The sequence below is a fragment of the Vibrio olivae genome (assembly GCF_042428525.1).
GTDB classification, from domain to species: Bacteria; Pseudomonadota; Gammaproteobacteria; order Enterobacterales; family Vibrionaceae; genus Vibrio; species Vibrio olivae.
Map to the genome: position 1 here is coordinate 77,817 of NZ_JBHMEP010000003.1, position 26,398 is coordinate 104,214.

At 46.6% G+C, this 26,398-nt stretch carries 16 protein-coding genes and 1 other annotated feature; of the genes, 9 read left to right on the plus strand and 7 right to left on the minus strand.

All coding sequences use genetic code 11. From position 1 onward, the window contains the following. Positions 1-177 precede the first annotated feature (177 nt). On the minus strand, positions 178-447 hold the full coding sequence (rpsO, locus tag ACFFUV_RS13115) for a 30S ribosomal protein S15 (RefSeq protein ID WP_390193500.1): 270 nt from the start codon (positions 445-447) through the stop codon (positions 178-180). Between the two features lie 217 nt (positions 448-664). Between rpsO and mtnN the strand changes: the two genes are divergently transcribed. From mtnN to ACFFUV_RS13135, 4 genes are all read left to right on the plus strand, one after another. Further along, positions 665-1,360 (plus strand): 5'-methylthioadenosine/S-adenosylhomocysteine nucleosidase, encoded by a 696-nt coding sequence (gene mtnN, locus ACFFUV_RS13120; protein WP_390193502.1) that lies wholly within the window; start codon positions 665-667, stop codon positions 1,358-1,360. Between the two features lie 15 nt (positions 1,361-1,375). Further along, positions 1,376-2,329 carry a cobalamin biosynthesis family protein gene (locus ACFFUV_RS13125; RefSeq protein WP_390193505.1) on the plus strand — a complete coding sequence of 318 codons (954 nt, stop codon included), beginning with the start codon at positions 1,376-1,378 and terminating at the stop codon, positions 2,327-2,329. After that, on the plus strand, positions 2,330-3,154 hold the full coding sequence (gene btuF / locus ACFFUV_RS13130) for a vitamin B12 ABC transporter substrate-binding protein BtuF (RefSeq protein WP_390193508.1): 825 nt from the start codon (positions 2,330-2,332) through the stop codon (positions 3,152-3,154). Positions 3,155-3,221: 67 nt separating this feature from the next. Beyond that, a complete protein-coding gene (locus ACFFUV_RS13135) occupies positions 3,222-3,842 on the plus strand; it encodes a TRIC cation channel family protein (protein WP_390193511.1) in 621 nt (206 codons plus the stop codon). 65 nt (positions 3,843-3,907) lie between these two features. Here ACFFUV_RS13135 and thrC read toward each other — a convergent pair whose 3' ends face one another. From thrC to thrA, 3 genes are read right to left on the minus strand one after another with little or no spacing between them, the layout of a single operon-like run. Beyond that, on the minus strand, positions 3,908-5,191 hold the full coding sequence (gene thrC, locus ACFFUV_RS13140; RefSeq protein WP_390193513.1) for a threonine synthase: 1,284 nt from the start codon (positions 5,189-5,191) through the stop codon (positions 3,908-3,910). Beyond that, positions 5,188-6,144 (minus strand): homoserine kinase, encoded by a 957-nt coding sequence (gene thrB, locus ACFFUV_RS13145; RefSeq protein WP_390193888.1) that lies wholly within the window; start codon positions 6,142-6,144, stop codon positions 5,188-5,190. Before thrB ends, thrC begins: the two co-directional genes overlap by 4 nt. 16 nt (positions 6,145-6,160) lie before the next feature. Then, positions 6,161-8,620 (minus strand): bifunctional aspartate kinase/homoserine dehydrogenase I, encoded by a 2,460-nt coding sequence (thrA, locus tag ACFFUV_RS13150; protein ID WP_390193516.1) that lies wholly within the window; start codon positions 8,618-8,620, stop codon positions 6,161-6,163. Positions 8,621-8,652: 32 nt separating this feature from the next. After that, positions 8,653-8,771 (minus strand) — a sequence feature (Thr leader region). Positions 8,772-9,038: 267 nt separating this feature from the next. Between thrA and ACFFUV_RS13155 the strand changes: the two genes are divergently transcribed. Beyond that, entirely contained in the window at positions 9,039-9,527 is a 489-nt protein-coding gene (locus tag ACFFUV_RS13155) for a hypothetical protein (RefSeq protein WP_390193519.1), read from the plus strand. Positions 9,528-9,532: 5 nt separating this feature from the next. Here the strand turns inward: ACFFUV_RS13155 and ACFFUV_RS13160 are convergent, their stop codons facing one another. Beyond that, positions 9,533-10,018 carry a putative 4-hydroxy-4-methyl-2-oxoglutarate aldolase gene (locus tag ACFFUV_RS13160; RefSeq protein WP_390193520.1) on the minus strand — a complete coding sequence of 162 codons (486 nt, stop codon included), beginning with the start codon at positions 10,016-10,018 and terminating at the stop codon, positions 9,533-9,535. 729 nt (positions 10,019-10,747) lie between these two features. Here ACFFUV_RS13160 and arcA point away from each other — a divergent pair. Next, positions 10,748-11,464 (plus strand): two-component system response regulator ArcA, encoded by a 717-nt coding sequence (arcA, locus tag ACFFUV_RS13165; RefSeq protein ID WP_390193523.1) that lies wholly within the window; start codon positions 10,748-10,750, stop codon positions 11,462-11,464. A 69-nt stretch (positions 11,465-11,533) separates the two neighbouring features. Here arcA and arcB read toward each other — a convergent pair whose 3' ends face one another. Both arcB and mnmL read right to left on the minus strand, forming a co-directional pair. Further along, complete coding sequence (arcB, locus tag ACFFUV_RS13170; RefSeq protein WP_390193526.1) at positions 11,534-13,882, minus strand: aerobic respiration two-component sensor histidine kinase ArcB; 2,349 nt, start codon at positions 13,880-13,882, stop codon at positions 11,534-11,536. A 155-nt stretch (positions 13,883-14,037) separates the two neighbouring features. Continuing rightward, positions 14,038-14,988, minus strand: a complete 951-nt coding sequence (mnmL, locus tag ACFFUV_RS13175) for a tRNA modification radical SAM protein MnmL/YtqA (protein ID WP_390193528.1) — start codon at positions 14,986-14,988, stop codon at positions 14,038-14,040. Positions 14,989-15,498: 510 nt separating this feature from the next. On the opposite strand from mnmL, the gene gltB (ACFFUV_RS13180) reads away from it, so the two are divergent. From gltB (ACFFUV_RS13180) to gltB (ACFFUV_RS13190), 3 genes are all read left to right on the plus strand, one after another. Next, the gene (gene gltB / locus ACFFUV_RS13180) at positions 15,499-20,037 is read left to right on the plus strand and encodes a glutamate synthase large subunit (protein WP_390193532.1); all 4,539 of its coding nucleotides are present in this window, start codon (positions 15,499-15,501) and stop codon (positions 20,035-20,037) included. Further along, a complete protein-coding gene (locus ACFFUV_RS13185; protein ID WP_390193537.1) occupies positions 20,037-21,506 on the plus strand; it encodes a glutamate synthase subunit beta in 1,470 nt (489 codons plus the stop codon). The genes gltB (ACFFUV_RS13180) and ACFFUV_RS13185 overlap by 1 nt, the downstream gene beginning before the upstream one ends. A 406-nt stretch (positions 21,507-21,912) precedes the next feature. Next, entirely contained in the window at positions 21,913-26,376 is a 4,464-nt protein-coding gene (gene gltB / locus ACFFUV_RS13190) for a glutamate synthase large subunit (protein WP_390193538.1), read from the plus strand. The last annotated feature ends 22 nt before the right edge of the window (positions 26,377-26,398 follow it).

The following is a 26,398-nucleotide window of genomic DNA, read 5'->3' on the forward strand; positions in this document are numbered from 1 at the left end:
ATTGTTTTTGGAAACCCACATCGTGGATTTCGCCGTGCGTAGTATATACCTGCTCGCTACAAGATGCTAATTTCGGCAGCAAAACTAGCGCGATTTCGCGCTCACTAGGGTAAAATTTAGACAATAAAAAAAGGGGCATAAAGCCCCTTTTTACAAACTTTTCTATGCAGTCACTGATTAGCGACGTAGGCCTAGACGTTTGATTAGGTCGTGGTAACGATCTAGATCTTTACCTTTAAGGTAGTCTAGAAGCTTACGACGGCTAGAAACCATGCGTAGAAGACCACGACGGCTGTGGTGATCTTGTTTGTGAGCTTTGAAGTGACCTTGTAGGTGGTTGATAGAAGCAGTCAGTAGAGCTACTTGTACTTCTGGTGAACCAGTGTCGCCTTCAGAGCGCGCGTATTCTGCAACGATTGCTGCTTTAGTTTCTGCATTCAGAGACATCATTCTCTCCTAAAGAGTTAAGTTTATCGTTGTGCCAGCCAATCTCTGATTCAGCCGACACGAGAAGCGCGAATTATAGGAGAATCATTGACCCACCGCAACAGCTAATTCAACACAAGTTCACCTAGCCCGTTTTAGCGATACGTGAACATATTAGCCATCTACAATTTCATGTTACACTTTCGATAATCCTATTCATGCCGCGAAGAGACAACAAATGAAAATCGGTATTATTGGCGCGATGCAACAAGAAGTCGCCATTTTAAAAGACGCCCTTACTGACTGCCAACAAACGGTCATCGGCGGTAGTACGTTCTACACGGGTGAACTCCAAGGTAAACAAATCATCTTATTGCAATCTGGTATCGGTAAAGTCGCGGCAGCGATCGGTACAACGTTGTTGATTCAAGAATTTAAACCCGATGTCGTCATCAATACCGGCTCTGCTGGTGGTTTTGATTCAAGCCTTAACCTTGGTGATGTGGTGATCTCCACCGAAGTTCGTCACCACGACGCCGACGTCACAGCCTTTGGCTATGAGATGGGGCAAATGGCAGGCCAACCCGCGGCATTCCCTGCCGATGAAAAACTGATGGCTGCAGCAGAACAGGCCCTAAGCGAAATAGGTGACAAACACGCCGTACGCGGTTTGATCTGTACCGGTGATGCTTTTGTTTGCCGTCCTGACCAACAAGCTTTTATTCGCCAGCATTTTCCAAGTGTTATTGCGGTTGAAATGGAAGCGTCAGCCATCGCACAGACTTGTCACCAATTCTCGATGCCTTTTGTCGTAGTGCGTGCCATTTCTGATGTTGCAGATAAAGAATCCCCAATGAGTTTTGAAGAGTTTTTGCCACTTGCTGCGCAAAGCTCATCAGACATGGTGTTTAAAATGGTGGATATTCTCAGCTAACTTTCAGGCCACGACATGGACGATTTTTTGAATCATATCTATGCCAATGGAGCGCTCCTCGTCATGTGGGGCGCTTTACTCATTCATGCTTTTCTTCCCCTTCCTAGAGAATCTCATCCTGCGACTTTATGGCGGAAGTTCGCCGTAATGTTGGCCGCCAAAGTCAATACCAATCATAGTTACCGTCAAAGCCAACTCTCAGGCACTCTTGCACTGCTATTAATGATGCTGCCGTTAATTGTGGTGTTATTGGCACTAAAGCCATTAGTTTGGCAAAGCGAATTGTTTAATCTAGCGCTGTTATTACTCGCTATTGATTGGCGAAATACCGATAAATTTACTCAGGCGTTTACCCAAGCTCTCGCTCAAGAACACAAACCCCAAGCCAAGCAGATCATCACGCCTTGGCTTAATCGTGAGACAAACACTCTCTCGACCATGGGACTTGGAAAAGCAGGAACAGAAACTCTGGTGATGAGTGTTGGGCGCAACGTTGTTGGGGTTCTTTTTTGGTATGGTGTTTGTGGCGGCATCGGCGCTCTAAGTTACCGATTTTTGGTAGAATTAGCTCGTGCATGGTCGCCAACACGCTCGCAATTTTTTCCTTTTGGTTTACCCGCAATAAAAGTTCTGGCAATCATGGATTACCTGCCTTTAAAACTGTATGCTCTGATTATTAGCCTTGGTGGTAGAACATCTAACACTTGGCATAATATTCGTCATCAAGCAGCCACTTGGCCTCTGCCAGGACCTGCTTGGTTATTGATAGCGGTAGGTAGTAAATTGGAGCTCTCTTTAGGAGGGCCTGCCATCTATGATGATAAAAAAACCGTACGCGCTAAATTGGGTGGGCGTGTGGCACCTTCCGCTTTTCATATTGCTCAAGTCAGAAAGCTATTGATTTGGCGTGCGGCAACTTGGGTGGTTGTCCAAAGCCTCATCATGGGAATAATTTATCAGGGAGTGTGAATGAAACACTTTGTAGCGCTCACATTATGGTGCTTTAGCTCAGTCCTTTGGGCTCAACAACCAATCGAACGAATCATCAGTTTAGCTCCCCATGCCACGGAGCTGGCCTTTGCAGCGGGTTTAGGGAGTAAACTGGTTGCGGTTAGTGATCACAGTAATTATCCCGAAGCCGCGAAACAGCTTGAAGTTATCTCAAGCTATCAAGGTATCAATATAGAGCGCATTATCGCTCTGCAGCCCGACTTAATCATTGCTTGGCCAGCGGGAAATCCGATTCGTGAACTGGAAAAACTCAAACAGTTCGGTCTGCGTATCTATTACACCAAAACCGATTCGCTAGAAAATATCGCAGAAAACATTGAAGCGTTAAGTGAATATGCGGATGACCCAACCGTTGGTCATCAGGCTGCTGAAAAGTTTCGTCACGATCTGGCTCAGCTTAAAGCCAAATATCAAACCAACGATAAAGTACGCTACTTCTATCAACTGGCAGAAAAACCGGTGATTACCTTAGCCAAAGGAAAATGGCCTAGCGAGGTATTCTCCTTTTGTGGTGGTGAAAACATTTTCGAAGACAGTTCCGCTCCTTATCCTAAGATTGGCATCGAGCAAGTCATACTGCGTAACCCGGACGTTATTTTCACCTCAGAACACGCGATTAAAAATGGCACCATGTGGCAGTCGTGGCAACAGCAGTTACAAGCGGTGAAAAATGGCTATGTGTGGTCACTCAGTTCAGATTGGATCAATCGCCCTACACCACGTACGTTAAATGCCATTACCGAAGTGTGCGAACACTTCAAAAAGGTTCGCCAAAATCGCTAACACTACAGAATAAAATTTCGTACAATTCGCAGTAATTAGACATTCGTTAGTGAATACGTACGTAAATATGGATCCTACTCTGCTTTATATCGCTGATCTTTTTGGCACTGCTATCTTTGCTATTTCTGGCGTTCTGCTCGCAGGACGCCTTAAGATGGATCCGTTTGGCGTGATGGTGTTAGGCAGTGTCACTGCGATTGGCGGAGGCACTATTCGTGATATGTCGCTCGGAGCGACGCCTGTCTTTTGGATTACCGATACGTATTATTTGTGGGTCATTTTGATCACCTGCTTACTGACCATGGTCATTGTTCGCCGACCGAAACGAATCGCCTGGTGGGTTTTACCCGCGTGTGATGCGATAGGGTTGGCGGTATTTGTCGGTATTGGCGTCGAAAAGGCAATGAGTTACCAAGACTCTCCACTTGTGGCAATTATTATGGGCGTGATAACCGGATGCGGCGGCGGAATTATTCGTGATGTACTCGCTCGCGAGGTCCCCATGGTTTTGCGTAGTGAGGTCTACGCCACCGCGTGCATCATCGGCGGTATTTTCCATACTACGGCTCTCGCTATGGATTACAGTACTTCGACTGCGTTTACCTCGGGCGTACTTTCTACACTGATTATCCGTTTGGGCGCTATCCGCTGGCACTTATCTCTACCAACATTTGCCCTAACCCGTTGATTATTTGGTATACCACTGACATGAAAAAAGGCTGCCTAAGCAGCCTTTCATTTCATCATACGACTCTATTTTTGCGCACTGTGTAATACTACTTTTAACGCCTCAAAATCGTTATCAAGATCTTGAGATAACAATGTCATCGCAGCGTGTTTTGCAAGTGGCGCAGGCAGTTCAATGTCAGATGACAAGATGTCATCAACCACTTCTTTAAATTTCGCCGGGTGAGCGGTGCATAAGAATAAGCCAGTCTCACCATCTTGTAACTGCTCATCCAATACGCGATATGCGATCGCACCATGTGGTTCACAAAGATAGCCTAAGTCATTCAATGTCTTGACTGACTCCGCACTTTGCTCATCACTCACAGCGCCTTTACCCAATGTCTCTAAGCCCCACTCTTTCACGCGGCACAGCTCTTCAATACGCGGCCAGTTATTTGGCTGGCTAACATCCATCGCGTTAGACGTCGTCGCGACCGTCGGTTTTGGATCCCATTGACCCGTTTCAAGGTAACGTGGCACCGTATCGTTGGCATTGGTTGCCGCAATAAAGCGCTTAATTGGCAAGCCCATTGCTTTGGCTAGCAGGCCCGCGGTTAGGTTACCGAAGTTACCACTCGGAACGGAAATGACTAAGTTCTCACGCTCTTGCTTACTCAGCTGAGACGCCGCCTCAAAGTAGTAACAGATCTGAGCCATGAGACGGCTAATGTTGATTGAGTTTGCGGAATTTAAACCAATGTCTTGGCGCAGTTGCTCATCATCAAACGCTTTTTTCACCAATGCTTGGCACGCATCAAAATCACCGTTAATTGCCACAGTGTGGATATTTTTACCCAAGGTACAGAACAGTTTTTCTTGTAGTGGGCTGATCTTTCCTTTCGGATAAAGAATCACAACATTGATGTCTTCCATGCCATAAAATGCATGAGCAACTGCAGCACCTGTGTCGCCAGAGGTTGCGGTAAGAATCGTTATCTTGCCGCCATTGGATACAGCAGCCAATGATTGAGCCATGAAACGGCCGCCAAAGTCTTTAAACGCCAGAGTCGGACCATGAAATAGTTCCAAAGCGTAAACACCATCTTTGACTTTATTGATTGGCGCAGGAAATTGAAATGCCGCATCCACCAAGCCATGAACTTGTTCTCTGCTCAGTTCGTCGCCAATCAGTGCAGACAGTATTTCTGTACTGCGGGTAACGAAATCTTTAGCAAGTAAGCCATCAATATCATCAAAGGTTGGCAGAGACGATGGGAAAAATAGACCTTGGTTACGGCCTAACCCTTGACGTACAGCTTGGCCAAAGGAGACTTGTTCATCATTTTCTTTTATATTGTAAAGCTTCATAGCTTACTTCCTGTTACTTTTGAGCCCTGTTTGTCGAGACGACAAATGTGGACGAATCCTTCTTCATTCTGGACGTAGTTATTTTCAAGCCATTGAGCGACACGCTCGGCAACTTCTTTTTGTTTACAGATACTAAATAGTGTCGGCCCACTACCTGAAATACCTGTTGCGAGCGCACCCGCAGAATTTGCGTATTCACGAGCTTTAGCAAAGCCCGGAAGTAGTTTCTCACGATACGGTTCAGCGATCACGTCTTTGATCATTTTGGCAGCCAGTTGGTCTTGCTTAGAATGACAGGCATGAATAAAACCACCGAGGTGACGACCGTGGGCAATGATGTCTTGACGGCGATATTGCGATGGAAGAATGGCGCGAGCTTCTGCGGTTGAGACTTTAATTCCGGGGTACGCCATCACCCAGTACCAATCATCAAAACAAGGAACTTCTTGACTGATAATGCCAAGCTCCTCCAGCATCAATTGCAAGCCACCCAGATAACAAGGTGCGACGTTGTCATAGTGAATACCACCGGAGATTTGACCTTCCATTTCACCCATTAACGCCAGCAGTTCCATCTCCTCTAGAGGCTCACCATGAAAGCGATTTAAAGCATCAAGAGCTGCAACAATTGAACAGGCGCTCGACCCCAATCCAGAGCCGATAGGCATATTCTTCTCTAGAGTTAGCGCGACAGGTTTAAGCATAAGACCTTTCTTTTCCAACTCACGTGCAAACACTCTCCAGCAATCATAAACAATATTTTCTTTTGGATTGTCGGGCAGCTTGGCCACAAAACGCCCTGCTGTTGAAAGGCTAAATGCTTCATCACCAGCGGTCACCGCCACGCGGTCACCTAACAATGAACCGTCAACCGGTGACACGGCCGCCCCAAGAACATCAAAGCCGACACTCACGTTACCGATTGAAGCCGGAGCGTAAACCACCACATCCATATCACTACTCATTCCATTAAACCCCTAATTTCCAGCCGAGTGTCCGCATGACATCGGAGAACACACCCGCCGCGGTAACTTCAGTACCAGCGCCATAACCGCGCAGTACTAGCGGAATCGGATTGTAATAACGGCTATAAAACGCCAGTGCGTTCTCACCGTCTTTAATCTTAAACATTGGATCGTTTTCATCGACGCAAGCGATGCTCACTCGACATTTACCATCAATGATCTCACCGACGTAACGCAATACTTTGCCTTCCTGTTTCGCTTCATCAATTAATTGACTGAAGTAGGCATCCGCTTGAGGAAGACGCGCCATAAATTCATCAACGCTACCAGAATCATCAAAACCCGGTGGTAGAGCTTGATCAACCACGACATCTTCAAGCTCCAGGGCCATTCCTGCCTCACGTGCCAAAATCAACAGTTTACGTGCCACGTCCATACCCGAAAGATCGTCACGAGGATCGGGCTCGGTGAAACCATTACTTTTCGCAATTTCAGTCGCTTGACTTAGTGTCATGCCTTCATCGAGCTTGCCAAAAATAAACGACAGTGAGCCAGACAAAATACCGGTAAATCGCTCTAGTTCATCCCCTGCAGAGATCAGGTTTTGTAGATTTTCAATCACTGGCAAACCCGCACCAACGGTAGTTTCGTACATCAATTTGCGACGCGAGCTACGCGCAACTTCACGCAACTGATGGTAGTAGGCCATGCTTGAGGTATTCGCTTTCTTATTTGGTGTAACAACGTGAAAGCCAGCAGCAAGAAAATCAGCGTACTGATTAGCAATCAGATCACTGGCCGTACAATCAACCAGCACAGGGTTAATGATATGGTTACGCTGAACTAATGCAATCAAACGCGCTAAGCTGAACTCTTCCGTCGCGCCACTCATGCGATCACGCCAGTGATCAAGCGGTAGACCTTCGCTATCAAGCAACAAGCCTTTACTATTGGCAAGACCACAGACGCGAATCACAATGCCTTTCTCAGACAACTTATGTTGTTGGCGCTGAATTTGATCCACCAACTCACCCCCAACGCCACCAATGCCGACAACAAAGACATCAAGGAAGTGCTTCGAATCAAAGAGATTCACGTGACAAGCTTTAATCGCTTCAGAGATTTTATCTTCCGGTATCACGGCTGAGATAGCTCGCTCTGATGACCCCTGAGCAATCGCTACAATATTTACATTCACTTCCGCCAGTGCAGAGAAGAAGCGTGATGCAACGCCGCGCGAGGTACGCATACGGTCACCGACTAAGGTTACAATCGCCACGTCATCAATGAATTCTACTGGCTCAAGTAACCCATCTTTCAACTCAAGTTCAAATGAATCACCCAATGCACGCTGCGCTTTCAGTTTATCCGCGGCTTCAATACAGAAGCTGATACTGTACTCAGAGGAAGACTGTGTGATTAATACAATGGACACACCAGCAGCAGACATTGAACCAAATACGCGGCTAGCCATGCCAACCATGCCTTTCATACCTGGGCCAGAGACATTGACCATCGTCAGTTCACTGAGAGTGGTGATACCTTTGATCGCCAGCTTATCTTCACCAGTGTCTTGACCAATCAAAGTGCCCGCACCTTGAGGATTAAAGCTATTTTTAATCAGACATGGAATTTGGAACTGAGCGATTGGCGCGATGGTTTTTGGATGCAATACCGATGCGCCAAAGTACGATAGCTCCATCGCCTCTTGATAGCTGAGTGATTTCAGCAAGCGTGCATCTTCGACTAATCGAGGATCACAATTGTAAACGCCATCAACATCGGTCCAGATTTCACAGCAATCTGCACGTAAGCAAGCGGCGAGCACAGCGGCCGAGTAATCGGAGCCATTGCGACCCAGCGTGACCAACTCGCCTTTCTCGTTCCCAGCCGTGAAACCCGGCATGATGGCAACATGACCTTGAGGAAGAGGTTCATTTCTAAAGTTCTGAGTTGAACTGTCTACATCAACCATGGCTTCTAGATGAGGGCCTTTGGCGACTAAGTATTTCACAGGGTCAATCAGGTGTGCGGGTAGCGCTTTCGCTTCCAATGCCGCTTTCATTAGCTCGATAGAAACACGCTCGCCTTTACTAATTATGCGCGCATTAACATGATCAGGACACATACCAAGAAGGCTGATTCCATGAACAAATTGGCGAAGCTGAAGCATGGTGGTTTGAACACGATTGTGGAAATCCGTACCGTCAATCGTAGGTAGTGTCGCTTTAATGGCTTGGAACAAATCACGGAATGACTCTTCAAGCTCCTTAATTTGCAGCTCGACTTCACCATTGCGCATTGCGCACTCTATAATCGCAACCAACTTATTGGTGGTTTTGCCTGGCGCGGACAGCACCACGGCGACTTCTTCTTGTTGGGCATTATTGGCAATGATGTCTGCTGCCCGTAAAAACCGGTCTGCATCAGCCAGTGATGAACCACCAAACTTTAATACTCGCATCCCTTCCTCTCCGAAATTATGAAAAATTGGTATAAAAAAAGGCCTGTATCTGGTGGGATACAGGCCTTTTCTTGAATTTCTTTTACTTAGCAGCCTGCCCCAACAATGGTAATGTCGGTAATAATAATGGTTGTGGTCATTACGGTCAGGTGGCTAAATTTCATCTTTAAGCGTGTGTTGTGTGTTTGCTTACCCTACGTGTACCTTATTTGAAGCTAGGACGTCAATGAAAACTTTGTATTTTTTAACCTCTATCGCCCTATTTCTTATTTAAATCGATAACTTATAAACTTTTTATCTAATTTCGATGGAGAAAGACACGAGAAACCGTTAAATAAATGTGGTTCAAAATCTCACCAGCAATCCGTTTTGTGCTTTAATTAATTGTGCAGTGGAGCACCAAAGTGAGGACAATGGCATGAAAAAAATAATCAGCCTCATCACCATCATCGGATTTTGGGGATGTAGTATTGCAAGCTATGCGATTGAACTTCCAGCACTTCCTGCCCAGCAGGCGGGTAACCATTCGCCATTCAAATTTTTTATCTCTTCTGAACCAGACACCCAAACTTTTGACTCGTGGAAAATCGACAGCGGCTATTCCTATGCCGTTTTTGACAATTTAAATGTTTATGTGGGTGCTCGCGTCGATAACGCTTCAAACATCAATCAAAGTGGCTTTTTAAGTGGTGTCAGCTACCAAATTTCGCCGAGATTTTCGGTAAAAAGTACATTACATGCCTATAGCTACACGGGACAAGAAACCTGGGAAGAGAGTAAAGATGCCGCGATTTCAGCAGAGGTTTCTAGCCGAATGAGACTAACTGAAAACCTCGATGTGCATGCCACTGTTGATTACCAACAGTGGCAACAAGGTGTCGAGTTTGGATTAGGTTTTCGTTTTTAACCGAGTTAGCTCCAATCAAGCAAAGTTAACGACGTCAGTATTCCATTCCAATCCGAGTAGATATAATCGCCAGGCTGAACCATCTGATTATTCATCGTCAATGTAACATTCACTTCACCCGCTCCTCTTTTCTCTGTTTTGAACGGGCATGCGCCGAGTGCTTTGACGCCGATATCCATCATCGCAAGAGCTGCAACATCTCGCACTGCACCATTAATGATGATCCCTTCCCATTGATTATCAAGCGCCATTATGGCTAATTGATCCCCTAATAGCGCTTTATGACATGAGCCATTACCGTCAATGACCAGCACTTTTCCTTTGCCGTTTTGACTCAATAATTCTCTTACTTTTGAATTGTCGTGATAACAGCGCACCGTAACAATTTCCCCCCAGAAAGCGCTCTTCTGTCCAAAGTTTTGTAACGGCAAATTAACCAAAGTGACTTGATTCTCGAACTTGTCACAAATATCAGGCGTTATGTCTATCATTATTCCTCCGTGATACTAATTATTAGAAATCCTTTGTATCAGTCGCTTCCAAAACGGACCGATTTCCACTTGTGTGTCATCTCGACAAGAGAGTAAAAAGCGTCGTTGTGGGCCGACATAAAGAGTGCGCTTGGCAGATATATCCATCCATGACCAATGCATCCTCGCTGGTCACTTCAATGATAAAACTCACGAAAACCCTACAAAATAAAGGGGTTTAAACTCACTTTATTCACCATGAAAGCAACTGGCAGTGATCAAGCAAGCGCGGATTATTATTGTGATTTTTTGGACAACCACTTAATCTCGGGGTTCCCCCAAGTCATAATGGCCAACTGTTTATTTAGCCATATATAAGTGACTTTTGATGACAAAATAGCTATCAAATATCGTTAATTTTCATATAAGTAACAGACTTGCATTTGGCTGACGTTATTCATATTTGTTACATTTGCTATTGATATAAATCAACAAAGTGTCTGGAATTAACATTCTGTCGTTGTTAGCAAGCTGTTAACATTATAGAATCCGCTCAAAGACTAGTAGAAACATCAGAGGTTCGGAACCCTCTAATTTTCAGTACGCTATACCATGGACGGCGGGCAGTAATAAGGCAATATTATTTGATTAGCCTTTCGTTTATCATCAACATCACATTACCTGTATGTTATGTTTTTGCCTAGAATTTATTCTATTAGCACAGTTTATTCACAAATTTAGGTACCGCCAATGCAAACGCCGCATATTCTTATCGTAGAAGATGAGCAAGTAACTCGTAACACTCTTAAAAGTATTTTTGAAGCAGAGGGATACGCTGTTTTTGAGGCAAGCGATGGTGAAGAAATGCACCATGTACTGTCTGAAAACCAAATCAACTTGGTGATCATGGATATCAATCTACCGGGTAAAAACGGCTTACTACTGGCACGTGAACTGCGTGAACAAGTGAATATGGCCCTCATGTTTTTGACAGGTCGCGATAACGAAGTTGATAAAATCCTCGGCCTTGAAATTGGTGCTGATGACTACATTACCAAGCCATTTAATCCACGTGAATTGACTATTCGTGCACGTAACCTATTGAATCGTTCAATGAACTCAAGCGCGGTTCAAGAAGAAAAACGCAGTGTGGAAAAGTATCAATTTAACGGTTGGGTATTGGACATCAATAGCCGCTCATTGGTTAGCCCAGATGGCAGCAGCTACAAACTACCGCGTTCAGAATTCCGAGCTCTGCTTCACTTCTGTGAAAACCCGGGCAAAATTCAAACCCGTGCAGATTTGCTGAAGAAAATGACCGGTCGTGAGCTTAAGCCACACGATCGTACTGTCGATGTGACGATTCGTCGTATTCGTAAGCACTTTGAATCGGTCTCCGGAACACCAGAAATCATCGCCACAATTCACGGTGAAGGTTACCGCTTCTGCGGCGATATCGAAGAATAATCAATCGTCTAGAATACCAAACATAAAGGCTTGCCATCTTGGCAAGCCTTTTTTATGCCTTCCACATCATCAATGACGACTTTCCAGCCATTGTCTGAGCACCGCAATATCATTTTGATACTCGTTTTTAATCTCTTCAACCCAATCATCAACGTTCTCCCACCACGCTGGCATATCTGGCGATTGCGCTTTCTGTGCCACACGCTGAATACGCTGTAGCCCTATCGAACCAGCCGCTCCTTTGATTTTGTGCGCTTCAGATACAATGCCATCTTTATCTTTGGCCATCATGTTTGAATCCAGCACTTGAATGTAATCGGGCATCATGCTTTCAAACATCTCAATACTGTCGAGTACCGGTTTTGCGCCGACGATATCGACGTAAGATTCCAGCATCGCGATATCCAGCAATTTCTGATAGCAATCGTGATCAGGATGCTCCTGGGTGACTTCTTGTAGGGGGGCATTATCCGTCGTAGGGGATTCTGGCAGACAGGATTTAGCAATCACCTTTTGTACCGCCTGTACAGATAGTGGCTTACTAATAGCGTCATCCATGCCCTGACGTAAATATTCATTTTTGTCTTTTAATACATTGGCCGTCAGCGCGACGAGCGGCGGTAGTGATTCATAACGCTGACGATAGTATTGAGCAATATCAAACCCTGTCATGTCCGGAAGTTGAATATCCAAGAACACTAAGTCGTAGTGTTGCGGATCAAATTTAGCCTTCGCTTCTTCGCCTGTCATCGCGACCGTCACCGAATGCCCCAAACTCTCGAGCAGTGAACGCGCCACCGTTACATTTAACTCGATGTCTTCAACCATAAAGATACGAAGAGGCTGCACAATTTCTGTTGGCTGGGCTATTAGCTCACTCTCCTTACTAAGTGGAACGTGAATGTAAACGGTAAACACACTGCCGAACCCTTCTTCAGAACTAACCGTAATCTCTCCTTGCATCATATGAATAAGTTGCTGAGAAACGGCAAGCCCAATCCCCGTGCCCACAGCGTGCAGATTATCCTTACCGGATTTCACCTGATAGTACATGGCAAAGATCTTTTCTACTTCAGACTCTGGGATGCCAATTCCCGTATCTTCAACTTCAATGGTGATGTCAGCAAAGCCTTCATTTTGCTCAGCACTGACACTCATAACGACCCCGCCTTCTTTAGTGAACTTCATCGCATTATTGATAAGGTTCCACAGAACTTGGCGAAGACGAGTCGCATCAACCTCAATCGCTTGGGGCAGATCGCTCAGTCGTTCAAGATCAAAACGTAATCCTTTCTGCTCGGCCATTAATGCAGAAATGCTTTCCATCTCAGTCACGAACTGCTCAAAATCCAAAGGAGCAGGAAATAGCTCTAACTTACGACGGTCAAATTTATCCATATCAATAATATCGTTAAAGATATTACCGAGGGTAATCGCACTGACGTTGATGGTCTGCATGTGTTTCCGCTGTTCATCGGTCATCGGCGTATCCAGTAACATACGACTCAAGCCAACAATACCGTTAAGCGGGGTTCTCAACTCATGACTAATAGTAGAAATGAACGTCGTTTTATCTCGGCTTGCTTTTTCAAGCGATTCTTCATGACGTTTGCGCTCTGTAATATCTCGCCCGAATCCAACCAGACCAAGGTGGCGGCCATCTTGACTGTAAAACGGAACTTTGCGCAGTTCGAAGTAATTTTTGCGCCCATCCGGGTACTCAAGCCACTGCTCATAGGTCAGCGCGTTATTATTGGCAAACACTTGTTGGTCGGTTTCAACGATCGGCTGAGCCACCTCTTTGCTATAAACATCCCACGGTGTTAACCCCACCAGCTGACTTTCCTTACGTCCTGTCAGCTCTTCCATCGCTCGGTTACAGCCAGAAAACACCCCGTCTGCATTGCGGTAATAGATCAAATCCGGAGAAGCATCAATAAAGGAACGCAGTAAAGCCGTACGCTCAGCCAGTTCCATTTGAGTTCGTTCACGTTGATAAACTTCATTCTCAAGATCTTTCATCGCATCTTCGCGAGCCGCTTCCGCTTTGATCCGCTCCTCGATCTCGAGGTTAAGTTTGGTGATGTTTTGCTGTAATTTTTGATTCAACTCTTGATCACGTGAGCGCATATCTTTGAGCTTAGAGACGAGTTTAGACAAGCGCTGGCGTGAGTCTTCGAGTTGATCGACCACGACAGATAAGAAATAAACAGCCCACGGTGTAATGATCAGGCCAAAAAACACCGAGCGAACAATGTCGATGTTATCAACCCGACCATTAAGAAATAAGGTGATTCCCACCTGTACCACAACCGCTAAAGCGACAAGAGCCAGCGCCAATAAAATTGAAAAACGTAAAATACCGAGTTTGACAAGCAAATCGACATAATACTGGGCGAGGTTTTTTATAGTTTTCATGCCGCATCCTAGGGGGTAAACAATAGCCAAAGTTTACCGTGTTTCTTACGAGGAGGTAAGAGCCGAACCAATCAGCCAAAGGTTAATTTGTCGTTGTGTGATAAAGACATAACAGCGACTATGACTTGATGGTAATCCGTGCTTGACGCTCTCTTTTATGACAACGTCGAGTGAAAAATGGGCGGAATATAATGAAAAGGTCGCCCTAAACTTGAGCCTTGCGGCCCCTGTTCATCCAGCGCTTTGCCAATTTCCGTCATAGCCAGCCAACGATTCTCACACCATAACGGCGCTAATAATGTCGGGCGGCGCGCCGCCGAACTGACGCGATGGTAGATAATATCGGGCGGCGTCATGCGAATCAGTCGACAGGCAGTCGAGACATACTCATCAAGGGTTGGAGCTTGCAGGCGCCCTGCCTTCCACGCTTTTGCCATGCTGCTCCCTTCAACGATATGTAACCCATGCAGTTTGATACCATCCGTCCCCGTTTCAAGCACTTGTTCCAGTGTTGAAACATTCTCGGTTTGCCCCTCTTTGGGTAAACCAACAATGAGGTGAGTACATACCTTTATACCCAACGCTCGGGCTCGCTGAGTAATGGCGTTGTAGCACGCAAAATCATGGCCTCGGTTAATACGTTTTAACGTTTTGTCATGTGCAGTTTGCAAGCCAAGTTCAAGCCAAATTTCATAACCTTGGTCGACATAACTCGCCAGCAGGCTTAACACCGAATCAGGCACACAATCAGGTCGCGTACCCACACATAAGCCGACAATATCCGCCGCAGTCAATGCTTGTTCATACATCGTTTTTAACGTCTGTACTTCTGCATAGGTACTGGTGTAAGCCTGAAAATAAGCGAGGTACTTTTTAGCTCGTCGAATTTCACCAGCGCGGTCACGAAGCTGCTGGTCAATCGTGTGTACTTGGGTATTTTCATCAACAAACGAGGAGACATTACAAAATGTGCATCCCCCTCGGCCGATCGTCCCATCGCGGTTAGGACAGCTGAAACCACCGTGCAACGTCAGCTTGTGAACGCGTTCTCCGTACCGGCGTGATAAATCTTGGCCTATGGTATTTACCAACTCATGTAACTGCACATGCCCTCCTAACGAGATAAGAATAACTCTCATTCCCATTTAGTAATAAAATTACACAATTAGTTTATTAAACAGAATATTGTACTTATTTTGGTCAATGTGACTTATGAGAATAATCAATAAAAATGCACAAAAATACGTGAAAATGCTTAATGTTAACTGGTTGTTACACATAAAAATGCACATTTGCAACTTTGTTTTGATTGCCAACCTAGCCCTCAAAAATGTAGGATACTTACAGATCCCACACATTTTGTGTAATTTTAAATCCACAAAATGTGTAGGACATTCTGTGATATTCACCCCCTCCGCTATAAAGCACTATAAACTCATATAAAAACTATGGATATCACTAGGGATTAAGTTTCTCGCGACACATTTCCCGCGAGAGAGAACGGACTCAAACCAGTCGCCTAAACTGGTTTCGATACACATTACAAGGACAACGGCAGAACCAGAACGCAACACAGATGCGCCTAACGTTCTGCCAATAACTGGAAGGATGTATTTATGGTAGATCTAAAACAGGCGCCACAAGGCCTCTATACTCCAGAATTGGAGCATGATGCTTGTGGTATCGGTTTTGTCGCCCACCTAAAAAACCGAAAATCACACCAAGTGCTGACTCAAGCACTGGATATGCTGGCTCGTATGGAACACCGCGGCGGACAAGGTTGCGATCCGTGCAGTGGCGATGGTGCGGGCATTTTATTGCAAAAACCCCATGAGTTTTTGCTTGAAGAGGCACAAAAAGTCGGCATTAAGCTACCTTCTTTTGAGAAATACGGCGTCGGCGTGATGCTATTTCCTCAAGATGAATACCAACGAGCGCAATGTCGTGACATTTTAGAGCGTAACGCCAAACGCCTGGATCTAGATATCCTAGGCTATCGCGTACTGCCAACAGACAACAGCATGCTTGGCCATGATCCACTGACCACCGAACCACAATTCGAACATGTGTTTGTCTCTGGTGGACCAGGCATGTCACCAGAAGAACTTGAGCGTAAACTCTACGTATTACGCAACTACACCGTACGTGTATGTTTGGAAAGCGTGTCCAACATCGGGGATAATTTTTATATTAACTCCATGTCTTACAAGACGATTGTTTATAAAGGCCAGCTCACAACAGAACAAGTTCCGCAATATTTCCTTGAATTGCAAAACCCAACCATGGTCACGGCGCTGGCATTGGTTCACTCACGCTTTTCCACCAACACGTTCCCGAAATGGCGCCTAGCACAGCCTTTCCGTTATATTGCCCACAATGGTGAAATCAACACGGTTCGTGGTAACTTGAACTGGATGAAAGCTCGTGAAGCCATTCTCGATTCACAGCTATTCACGCAAGCAGAAATCGATATGTTACTGCCGATCTGTCAAGAAGACAGCTCGGACTCCTCCAACTTCGATATGGTGCTTGAACTGCTTGTTCTTTCAGGGCGTAGCCTTCCTCATGCGCTCATGATGATGATTCCTGAAGCTTGGCAAGAAAATAAAAATATGGATCCGACGCGCCGTGCGTTTTATCAATATCATGCCAACATTATGGAACCTTGGGATGGCCCGGCATCAGTGTGCTTTACCGATGGTGTCCAAGTGGGCGCGACTTTAGACCGTAATGGCTTACGTCCATCTCGCTACACGGTAACCAAAGATGACTTTTTGATCATGGCGTCGGAGTCGGGTGTGGTCGAAATCGCACCGGAAAACGTTGAATACCGAGGCCGTCTGCAACCTGGCCGTATCTTTGTGGCGGATTTAGAACAAGGCCGCATTATCTCTGACGAAGAGATTAAAGATGGCATCGCCTCCGCACAGCCTTACCAGAAGTGGGTCGAAGATAACCTGCTAAGCCTGAAAAAACTGCCGGAAGCGGATAACGCCCACAGCCAACCAAATGCAGAGCGATTGCTTCATCGCCAGTTAGCCTTTGGTGTGAGCAACGAAGAAGTGAATGAGATCATCACTCCAATGACGCGTGACGGTAAAGAACCGTTAAGTGCGATGGGTGCCGACTGGCCTCTAGCCGTGCTTTCTCACCAATCTCAGCACCTTTCCAACTATTTCAAGCAGTTGTTCGCTCAGGTGACCAACCCACCGATCGACCCGATCCGTGAGCGAATGGTGATGTCACTTAACAGTTACATTGGTAAAGACCAAAACTTGCTGTCAGAGTCGCCAGTTCATTGTCGTAAAGTCGAATTAGAATCCCCGGTTATTTCTAACGCTGAGCTTGAAAAGCTGCGTGCAATTGACAATGAACATTTACAAGCCAAAACTTTGGATATTGTGTTTCAGGCCAGCGGTGATACCGGTAAGCTTGAGCGAGCATTAAAACGTATTTGCCAATACGCCGAAGATGCCGTCATTGATGGCTACTCCATCCTGCTGTTGAGTGATCGCGCCATCAATTCTAACCATGCAGCGATTCCAGCCATGCTTGCCGTTGGTGCGGTTCACCACCACCTAATTCGTAAAGGCTTGCGCGCGAAATGCGGTATCGTGGTTGAAACCGGTGATGCTCGCGAAACCCATCATTTCGCAACGCTGCTTGGTTATGGCGCCGATGCGGTCAACCCATATTTGGTGATTGAAACTTGCGTAGATTTACAGCGCCGTAAAAAGTTACCGCAAGACCAAACCACAGCCCAACTGTTTGACAGCTATCGTAAAGCGGTCAATGGTGGGCTACTTAAAATCTTCTCAAAAATGGGGATTTCAACCCTGCAATCGTACCAAGGTGCACAAATCTTTGAGGCGCTTGGTATCAGCAAAGCCGTGGTTGATAAATACTTCACAGGCACCGTTACTCGCATTCAAGGTTTGACGTTGGATGAAATTGCTAAAGAAGTGGTCGTGCGTCATCGTGTTGGCTATCCGACTCGAGAAATTCCAGTACAGATGCTGGATGTTGGCGGCGTTTACCAGTGGAAACAACGCGGTGAAAAACACCTGTTTAATCCTGAAACCATTTCTTTGCTGCAGCAATCTACGCGTAACAAAGATTTCGCTCAGTTTAAGCAATACACCCAAGCGGTTGATCAGCAGTTAGATCATGCAGTGACACTGCGTAGCCAGCTCGAATTTGTCAAAAATCCAGCGGGCAGTGTTGCCATCGAAGACGTTGAACCTATTGAAAGTATCGTCAAACGTTTCGCAACAGGGGCGATGTCGTTTGGATCTATCTCCTACGAAGCTCACTCAACACTTGCCGTGGCTATGAACCGCCTTGGCGCCAAGTCAAACTCTGGCGAAGGCGGCGAAGACGCAGCGCGCTTTGAACCTAAAGACAATGGCGATTGGGAGCGCTCTGCGATTAAACAAGTCGCATCAGGTCGCTTTGGTGTAACCTCGTACTACTTGACCAACGCCGACGAGCTGCAAATCAAAATGGCTCAAGGCGCGAAACCTGGTGAAGGGGGTCAATTACCCGGAGATAAAGTCGACGACTGGATCGGCGCAACAAGGCACTCAACGCCAGGGGTTGGTCTCATTTCTCCGCCACCGCACCACGATATCTACTCTATCGAAGATTTAGCCCAGCTGATCTACGATTTGAAAAATGCCAACCGTGCGGGACGCGTCAACGTCAAATTGGTGTCTGAAGCCGGTGTCGGAACCATTGCGTCTGGCGTTGCTAAAGCCAAAGCCGATGTCGTATTGATCGCAGGCTACGATGGCGGTACGGGGGCTTCTCCGATGTCATCGATTCGCCATACCGGTTTACCTTGGGAGCTTGGTCTAGCTGAAACGCATCAAACTCTGCTGAAAAACGGTTTACGTAACCGCATCGTCGTGCAAGCCGATGGTCAAATGAAAACCCCTCGTGATCTGGCGGTAGCGACTTTGCTCGGTGCCGAAGAATGGGGTGTGGCTACAGCCGCGTTAGTGGTAGAAGGCTGTATTATGATGCGTAAATGTCATAAAAACACCTGCCCTGTCGGTATCGCAACTCAAAATAAAACGCTGCGTGAGCGCTTTGATGGCCGCGTCGATGACGTTGTTACCTTCTTCCGATATATGGCTCAAGGACTGCGTGAAATCATGGCGGAACTTGGCTTTAGAACCGTTGATGAGATGGTTGGACAAGGTCATAAACTGAAAGTCCGTGATGATATCCAGCATTGGAAATATCAACATTTGGATTTGTCACCCATGCTGCATATTGAACAGCCACGTGAACAAGACGGCGTATACTGCCAAACCCAACAAAACCATCAGCTTGAACATGTGCTTGATAGACAATTAATTCAAGCCGCGGCTCCAGCTTTGGAAATGGGCAAAGCAGTGAATCTAGAATTACCAATTATTAACACCGACCGCTCAGTCGGTACTATGTTGTCCAACGAAATATCCAAGGTCTATAAAGATCAAGGATTACCACAACCAATGAATGTGAAATTCCACGGTTCTGCGGGACAATCGTTTGGCGCATTCCTAGCCAAAGGTGTGACGTTCGAAGTCGAAGGTGACGCGAATGACTACTGGGGTAAAGGGTTATCAGGCGGTACGTTGGTTCTGTATCCCAACACCCAATCTAACATCGTTCCAGAAGACAACATTGTCGTTGGTAATGTGTGTTTCTACGGCGCGACCTCTGGTGAATCCTACATTCGTGGTTTAGCCGGCGAGCGTTTCTGTGTACGTAACTCTGGCGCAAAAGTTGTGGTCGAAGGTGTGGGTGACCACGGCTGTGAATACATGACCGGCGGCGTTGCAATTATCCTTGGCTCTACCGGACGCAACTTTGCTGCAGGTATGAGTGGCGGTGTTGCTTATGTTTGGGACAAATCCGGTGACTTTGCATCGAAGTTAAATCCAGAACTTGTCGATGTTGATCCTATCGAAGCAGAAGATCGTGAACTGCTAAAAGAGATGGTCACCAAACATATGAACTTCACAGGCAGTGAGGTCGCTCAATCGTTCCTTGATAATTTTGAGTCCAGTATGGCATCGATTGTCAAAGTCATGCCTCGTGACTACAAAGCCGCGCTAAAACAGCGTCAACTTCAGGCACAACCAACCGCAGCGGAGGCAGTATAATGGGTAAGCCGACGGGATTTTTAGAGCATGGTCGTGAACTACCGAAGAAAATCGACCCTGCTGAGCGAATTCAAAATAACCAAGAATTTGTACTAAACGACGAGTTTGGTAGCAAAATCAATACACAAGCATCACGCTGCATGGACTGTGGCGTGCCGTTTTGTCACAACGGTTGTCCAATTGGCAACATCATTCCTGAGTTCAATGATGCGGTTTACCGTGACAGCTGGGAAGAGGCATGGACGATCCTAAGCTCGACCAATAACTTTCCAGAGTTTACTGGCCGTGTTTGCCCTGCCCCTTGCGAGAGCTCTTGCGTTCTTGGCATCAACCAAGATCCAATCACCATCTGTAATATCGAGAAAACCATTGTCGAAACCGCCTACCGTGAAGGCTATGCCAAACCAAAGACGCCACGTGCGCGCAGCGGTAAAACCGTGGCAATTATTGGTAGTGGTCCAGCGGGTCTTGCCGCAGCTGAGCAGCTCAATAGTGCCGGGCATAGTGTGACGGTCTTTGAACGCGATGAAAAAGTCGGTGGGCTACTGCGCTTTGGTATCCCAGATTTCAAACTCAGCATGGCCGTCATTGATCGTAAAATTGATCTAATGGCACAAGCGGGTATCGAGTTTAAGGTCAACCAGCACATTGGCGTTGATGTGAATGCACAGCAACTGCGACAAGAATACGATGTCGTTCTTCTGACTGGCGGTTCAACGGTTCCGCGAGATCTACCGATTCCAGGTCGCGATCTTAATGGCGTCTACTTTGCCATGCAGTTCCTTGGTCAAAATAACCGCCGCGCCAACAAGATGGATCTCAAAACCGATGAGATCCATGCACAAGGTAAACATGTTGTCGTAATTGGCGGCGGCGATACGGGCTCTGACTGCGTCGGAACATCAAACCGTCACGGGGCAGCAAGCATAACTCAAGTAGAAATAATGCCGATGCCACCGGAGAAGCGCCCAGCGAATATGCCTTGGCCGCAATATCCGATGATTCTACGTACATCGACCTCTCATGAGGAAGGTTGTGACCGTCATTGGAATATTTTAACCAAAGAGTTTATTGGCAACGCTCAAGGCGAAGTAACAGGGCTACGTATTGCTGATATCGTTTGGCAAGATGCGAAACCTGGTGAACGCCCAAGTTTTGAAGAAGTACCTGGCAGTGAGCGTGTTATTCCATGCGATATGGCTTTCCTAGCGATGGGCTTTTTACACCCAGAACCTCACGGTGTGCTTGCCCAGCTTGATATTAAGCTTGATGAACGTGGTAATGTCGCAACCGATAACTTCCAAACCAATCAAAAAGGTGTATTTGCCGCGGGGGATATGCGCACAGGACAATCGTTGGTGGTTCGCTGTATCAACGAAGGCCGAGAATGTGCACGGGAAATCGACAGCTACTTAATGGGTAACACCAACTTGGAGGCTAGGGCTAATTCGCTCATGCTATCCGCTTAACCTAAGCAGGCAGTCCATTTTAACGTCTGAGAATTGACTGCCTTATCGCTAAATAGACGTAAATTCCTTCCAAAGTTATCTCTTAGACCAGTATATTATGCTGGTCTTTTTTTATAACTGACTAAATAAATGTTGCGATATTGCAACAGTCAAAATCTTATCTGATTGAATTACCAGGACTTATTCAGACAAATTAATGGTAAATCTCAGCTCAGCGTGATATTCCACCAAAAACTTGACCTTTTTCACAATAACCTATAGGTTGTGAAGTCGATGAAAATAAATTCGTCGCAAACCGTTAAATTTATATCGACAAAAACTGAATAAATATACAAAATAATAACAAAATTCAAAATAGTTAGTCATTTCTCTGCCAGGAGCGGCAGGAAGCAAAGGGAGAATTGCAATGGCTCTTTACGATCCTCGTCTTGAAAAAGACAACTGCGGATTTGGCTTAATCGCTCATATGGAAGGTGAACCAAGCCATAAATTGGTTCGTACCGCAATTTCAGCACTTGATCGCATGACCCACCGTGGCGGTATCGCTGCCGATGGAAAAACAGGCGATGGCTGTGGTTTACTCCTTCAAAAGCCCGATTCCTATCTAAGACTCATTGCTAAAGACAATGGTTTTGCTCTTAGCAAACAATACGCTGTGGGGATGATTTTTTTCAGTCAAGACCCAGTAAAAGCACAGTTTGCCAAAGACATTATTAATAAAGAGCTAACGCAAGAAACGTTAACCGTAGCTGGTTGGCGTGAAGTTCCGACCAACCCTGAAGTGTTGGGACCTATCGCAGAATCCTCGCTACCTAATATTCAACAAGTCTTCATTTCCGCCCCCGCCGGCTGGCGTGAGCGTGATATTGAACGTCGCCTGTACATTGCGCGTCGTCGTATCGAGAAGCAAATCACCGATGACAGTGACTTTTATGTGTGTAGCCTTTCTACTCAAGTCATTGTTTATAAAGGTTTGTGTATGCCGGCTGACTTGCCGCGCTTCTACTTAGACTTAGCCGATTTACGCATGGAATCAGCCATTTGTCTGTTCCACCAGCGTTTTTCAACCAATACGCAACCTCGTTGGCCTCTGGCTCAACCGTTCCGCTATCTCGCACACAACGGTGAGATCAATACCATTGAGGGTAACCGCCAATGGGCACGCGCACGTGCTTACAAGTTCTCGTCACCGCTATTACCGGATTTGCAGACCGCTGCACCGTTTGTCAATGAAACGGGTTCAGATTCCTCCAGCTTAGATAACATGCTGGACCTGTTCCTATCCGGCGGGATGGATCTGTTCCGAGCAATGCGTATGCTTGTGCCGCCAGCATGGCAAAATCACCCAGATATGGACGATGATTTGCGCGCCTTCTATGACTTTAACTCCAAACACATGGAACCATGGGATGGGCCGGCAGGTATCGTACTTTCTGATGGACGCTACGCGGCTTGTAACCTAGACCGTAACGGTCTACGCCCAGCGCGTTATGTCATTACCAAAGACAAATTCATTACTCTGGCTTCTGAAGTCGGTATCTGGAACTACGCGCCTGACGAAGTTGCAGAGAAAGGCCGCGTTGGACCTGGTGAGCTATTGGTGGTCGATACACGCAAAGGTAAGTTGTGGCAATCTGGCGAGATCGATAACGATCTTAAGAGTCGCCACCCGTATAAGGAATGGATGGAGCACAACGTTCGTACGCTCACGCCATTCTCTGAGTTGCCTGACGATAAAGTAGGCCAACGTGAGTTTGATGAAAGCTTGCTGCAAACCTATCAAAAGCAATTTGCGATGACCAACGAAGAGGTTGATCAGGTTCTACGAGTAATGGGTGATATGGGCCAAGAAGCGGTTGGCTCGATGGGCGACGACACCCCAATGGCGGTGCTGTCTTCCAAAGAACGTTTAGTCACCGACTACTTCCGTCAAAAATTTGCTCAGGTGACCAACCCACCGATTGATCCACTGCGTGAAAAGCACGTAATGTCTCTAGCGACCAGTATTGGCCAAGAGATGAATGTGTTTAACGAAACCGATGGCCATGCTCATCGTGTGACGTTTGATTCACCTGTGCTGCTGTATTCTGATATGCAGCAACTGCTGGCTCTGAGCGATGATCATTATCGTAATACCATTTTAGATATTAATTACGATCCTCAGCAAAAAGATCTTCAGCAAGCGCTCGTCGAATTGTGTGATGAGGCGGAGAAAGTGGTTCGCGAAGGCACGGTCTTGGTCATCCTTTCTGACCGAGCTTTAGTCAAAGGTCGCTTACCGATCCCTGCAGCTATGGCCGTCGGGGCCGTACAAAAACGTCTTGTCGATGCCAACTTACGCTGTGATGCCAATATTGTGGCGGAAACTGGCGCGGCCCGTGATCCGCATCAATTTGCGGTGTTACTTGGCTTTGGTGCAACCGCGATATACCCGTACCTCGCTTATGAAGCATTAGGTAAAGTCATTGACGATGGCGCACTGGACAAAAGCTATCGTGAAGTGATGCAAAACTACCAGTACGGCATCAATAAAGGCTTATACAAAATCATGTCGAAAATGGGCATTTCAACGGTTGCTTCATACCGCTGCTCTCAACTGTTTGAAGCAGTTGGCCTACATCAAGACGTGATTGAGCTGTGTTTTAAAGGCGTTGCTAGCCGAATTCAAGGTGCAAACTTTGATGACTTCCAACAAGACTTGTTTAATTTGGCTCGTAAAGCTTGGGCCAAACGTAAGCCGATCGAACATGGTGGCTTACTCAAGTATGTTCATGGCGGAGAGTATCACGCGTATAACCCGGACGTAGTGAGTACACTGCAAACCGCTGTAAAATCGGGTGAACATGCCGATTATAAAAGTTTCGCCAATAACGTTAATGCTCGCCCAGTTGCTATGTTGCGTGACCTGATGAAACTTAAAAAGGCGCAACAACCGTTAACGCTTGAAAATATCGAACCAAAAACCGAGTTATTTAAACGCTTTGACTCTGCAGCGATGTCAATTGGTGCATTAAGTCCTGAAGCGCACCAGGCGCTAGCGACAGCAATGAACCGATTAGGGGGTTACTCAAACTCTGGTGAAGGTGGTGAAGATCCTCGCCGCTTTGGTACTGAGCGTAACTCTCGAATCAAACAGGTCGCCTCTGGACGCTTTGGCGTGACGCCACACTACTTAACCAATGCCGATGTTCTACAGATCAAAGTGGCACAAGGTGCAAAACCAGGTGAAGGCGGCCAGCTTCCAGGGCATAAAGTTACGGCAGAAATCGCTAAATTGCGTCACTCAGTACAAGGGGTGACCTTGATTTCTCCACCGCCACACCATGATATCTACTCGATTGAAGATTTGGCGCAGTTGATCTTTGACCTTAAACAGGTCAATCCAAGCGCGCTAGTGTCAGTCAAACTGGTGTCTGAACCCGGTGTTGGTACCATAGCGACAGGGGTGGCGAAAGCCTATGCCGACCTCATTACCATCTCAGGTTACGACGGCGGTACAGCAGCGAGCCCACTAACTTCGGTAAAATACGCAGGCAGCCCGTGGGAACTCGGCCTCGCTGAAACTCAGCAAGCCTTAGTCGCGAATGGGCTACGTCATAAGATTCGCCTTCAAGTCGATGGCGGTCTAAAAACAGGCCTTGATGTGGTCAAAGCCGCTATTCTTGGTGCTGAAAGCTTTGGCTTTGGTACGGCACCGATGGTCGCTATGGGTTGTAAATTCTTGCGTATTTGTCATCTCAACAACTGTGCAACGGGCGTAGCAACACAAGACGAAACACTGCGTAGAGAGTTCTTTAAAGGCTTACCTGAAATGGTGATGAACTACTTCACCGGTCTTGCGGATGAAGTGCGTGAGTTGCTCGCCGAACTTGGCGTACAAAAACTGACTGACCTCATCGGTCGTACTGACCTGCTTGAAGCGGTCGAAGGCATGACAGCGAAACAAACCAAGCTGGATCTGTCCGGTATTTTGGAAGCGCCGGTGTCACCAGAGAACCATCCGTTATTCTGGCATCAACCAAATACACCGTTTGATAAAGCAGAACTCAACAACAAAATTGTTGACGATGCATTGGCCGCCGTAGAGGCGCAAACCTCTGCCAGCTTCTTCTACGACATCATCAACACCGATCGCTCGGTAGGTGCTCGTCTTTCTGGCGAAGTTGCCAAACGCTACGGAAACCAGGGCGTGGCCGCCTCCCCGATTAAGATTCACCTAAACGGAACCGCAGGTCAGTCATTTGGGGTTTGGAATGCCGGTGGTGTTGAGCTTTATCTCACTGGTGATGCCAACGACTACGTCGGTAAAGGCATGGCCGGTGGTAAGATTGTGATTAAACCGCACCTTGGTACGGCGTTTAAGTGTAACGAAGCGACCATTGTTGGTAATACCTGTCTCTATGGTGCAACTGGCGGCAAACTGTTTGCCGCAGGTAAAGCAGGCGAACGTTTTGGTGTGCGTAACTCAGGTACGATTTCAGTGATTGAAGGCGCGGGTGACAACGCTTGTGAATACATGACCGGCGGTATTGTGGCCATTCTTGGCGCGACCGGGGTTAACTTTGGCGCTGGCATGACAGGCGGTTTTGCTTATGTCATGGATGAAAATGACGACTTCCAAGGTCGAGTGAATAACGAATCGGTTGAAGCCATTGCGCTATCGGATTTGTATATTCACCAAGAACATTTGCGTGGCTTAATTGCTGAGCACCTTGAGGAAACGGGTTCTGTTCACGCAGAAAAAATCCTAGCTAACTTTGATGAATGGATTCCGAAGTTCTATCTCGTTAAACCTCAAGCAGCAGACCTCAACACCTTGTTGGGGCATCAAAGCCGTAGCGCGGCCGAACTGCGCGTTCAAGCACAATAAGAATTGGAAGGAGCCAAAGCAA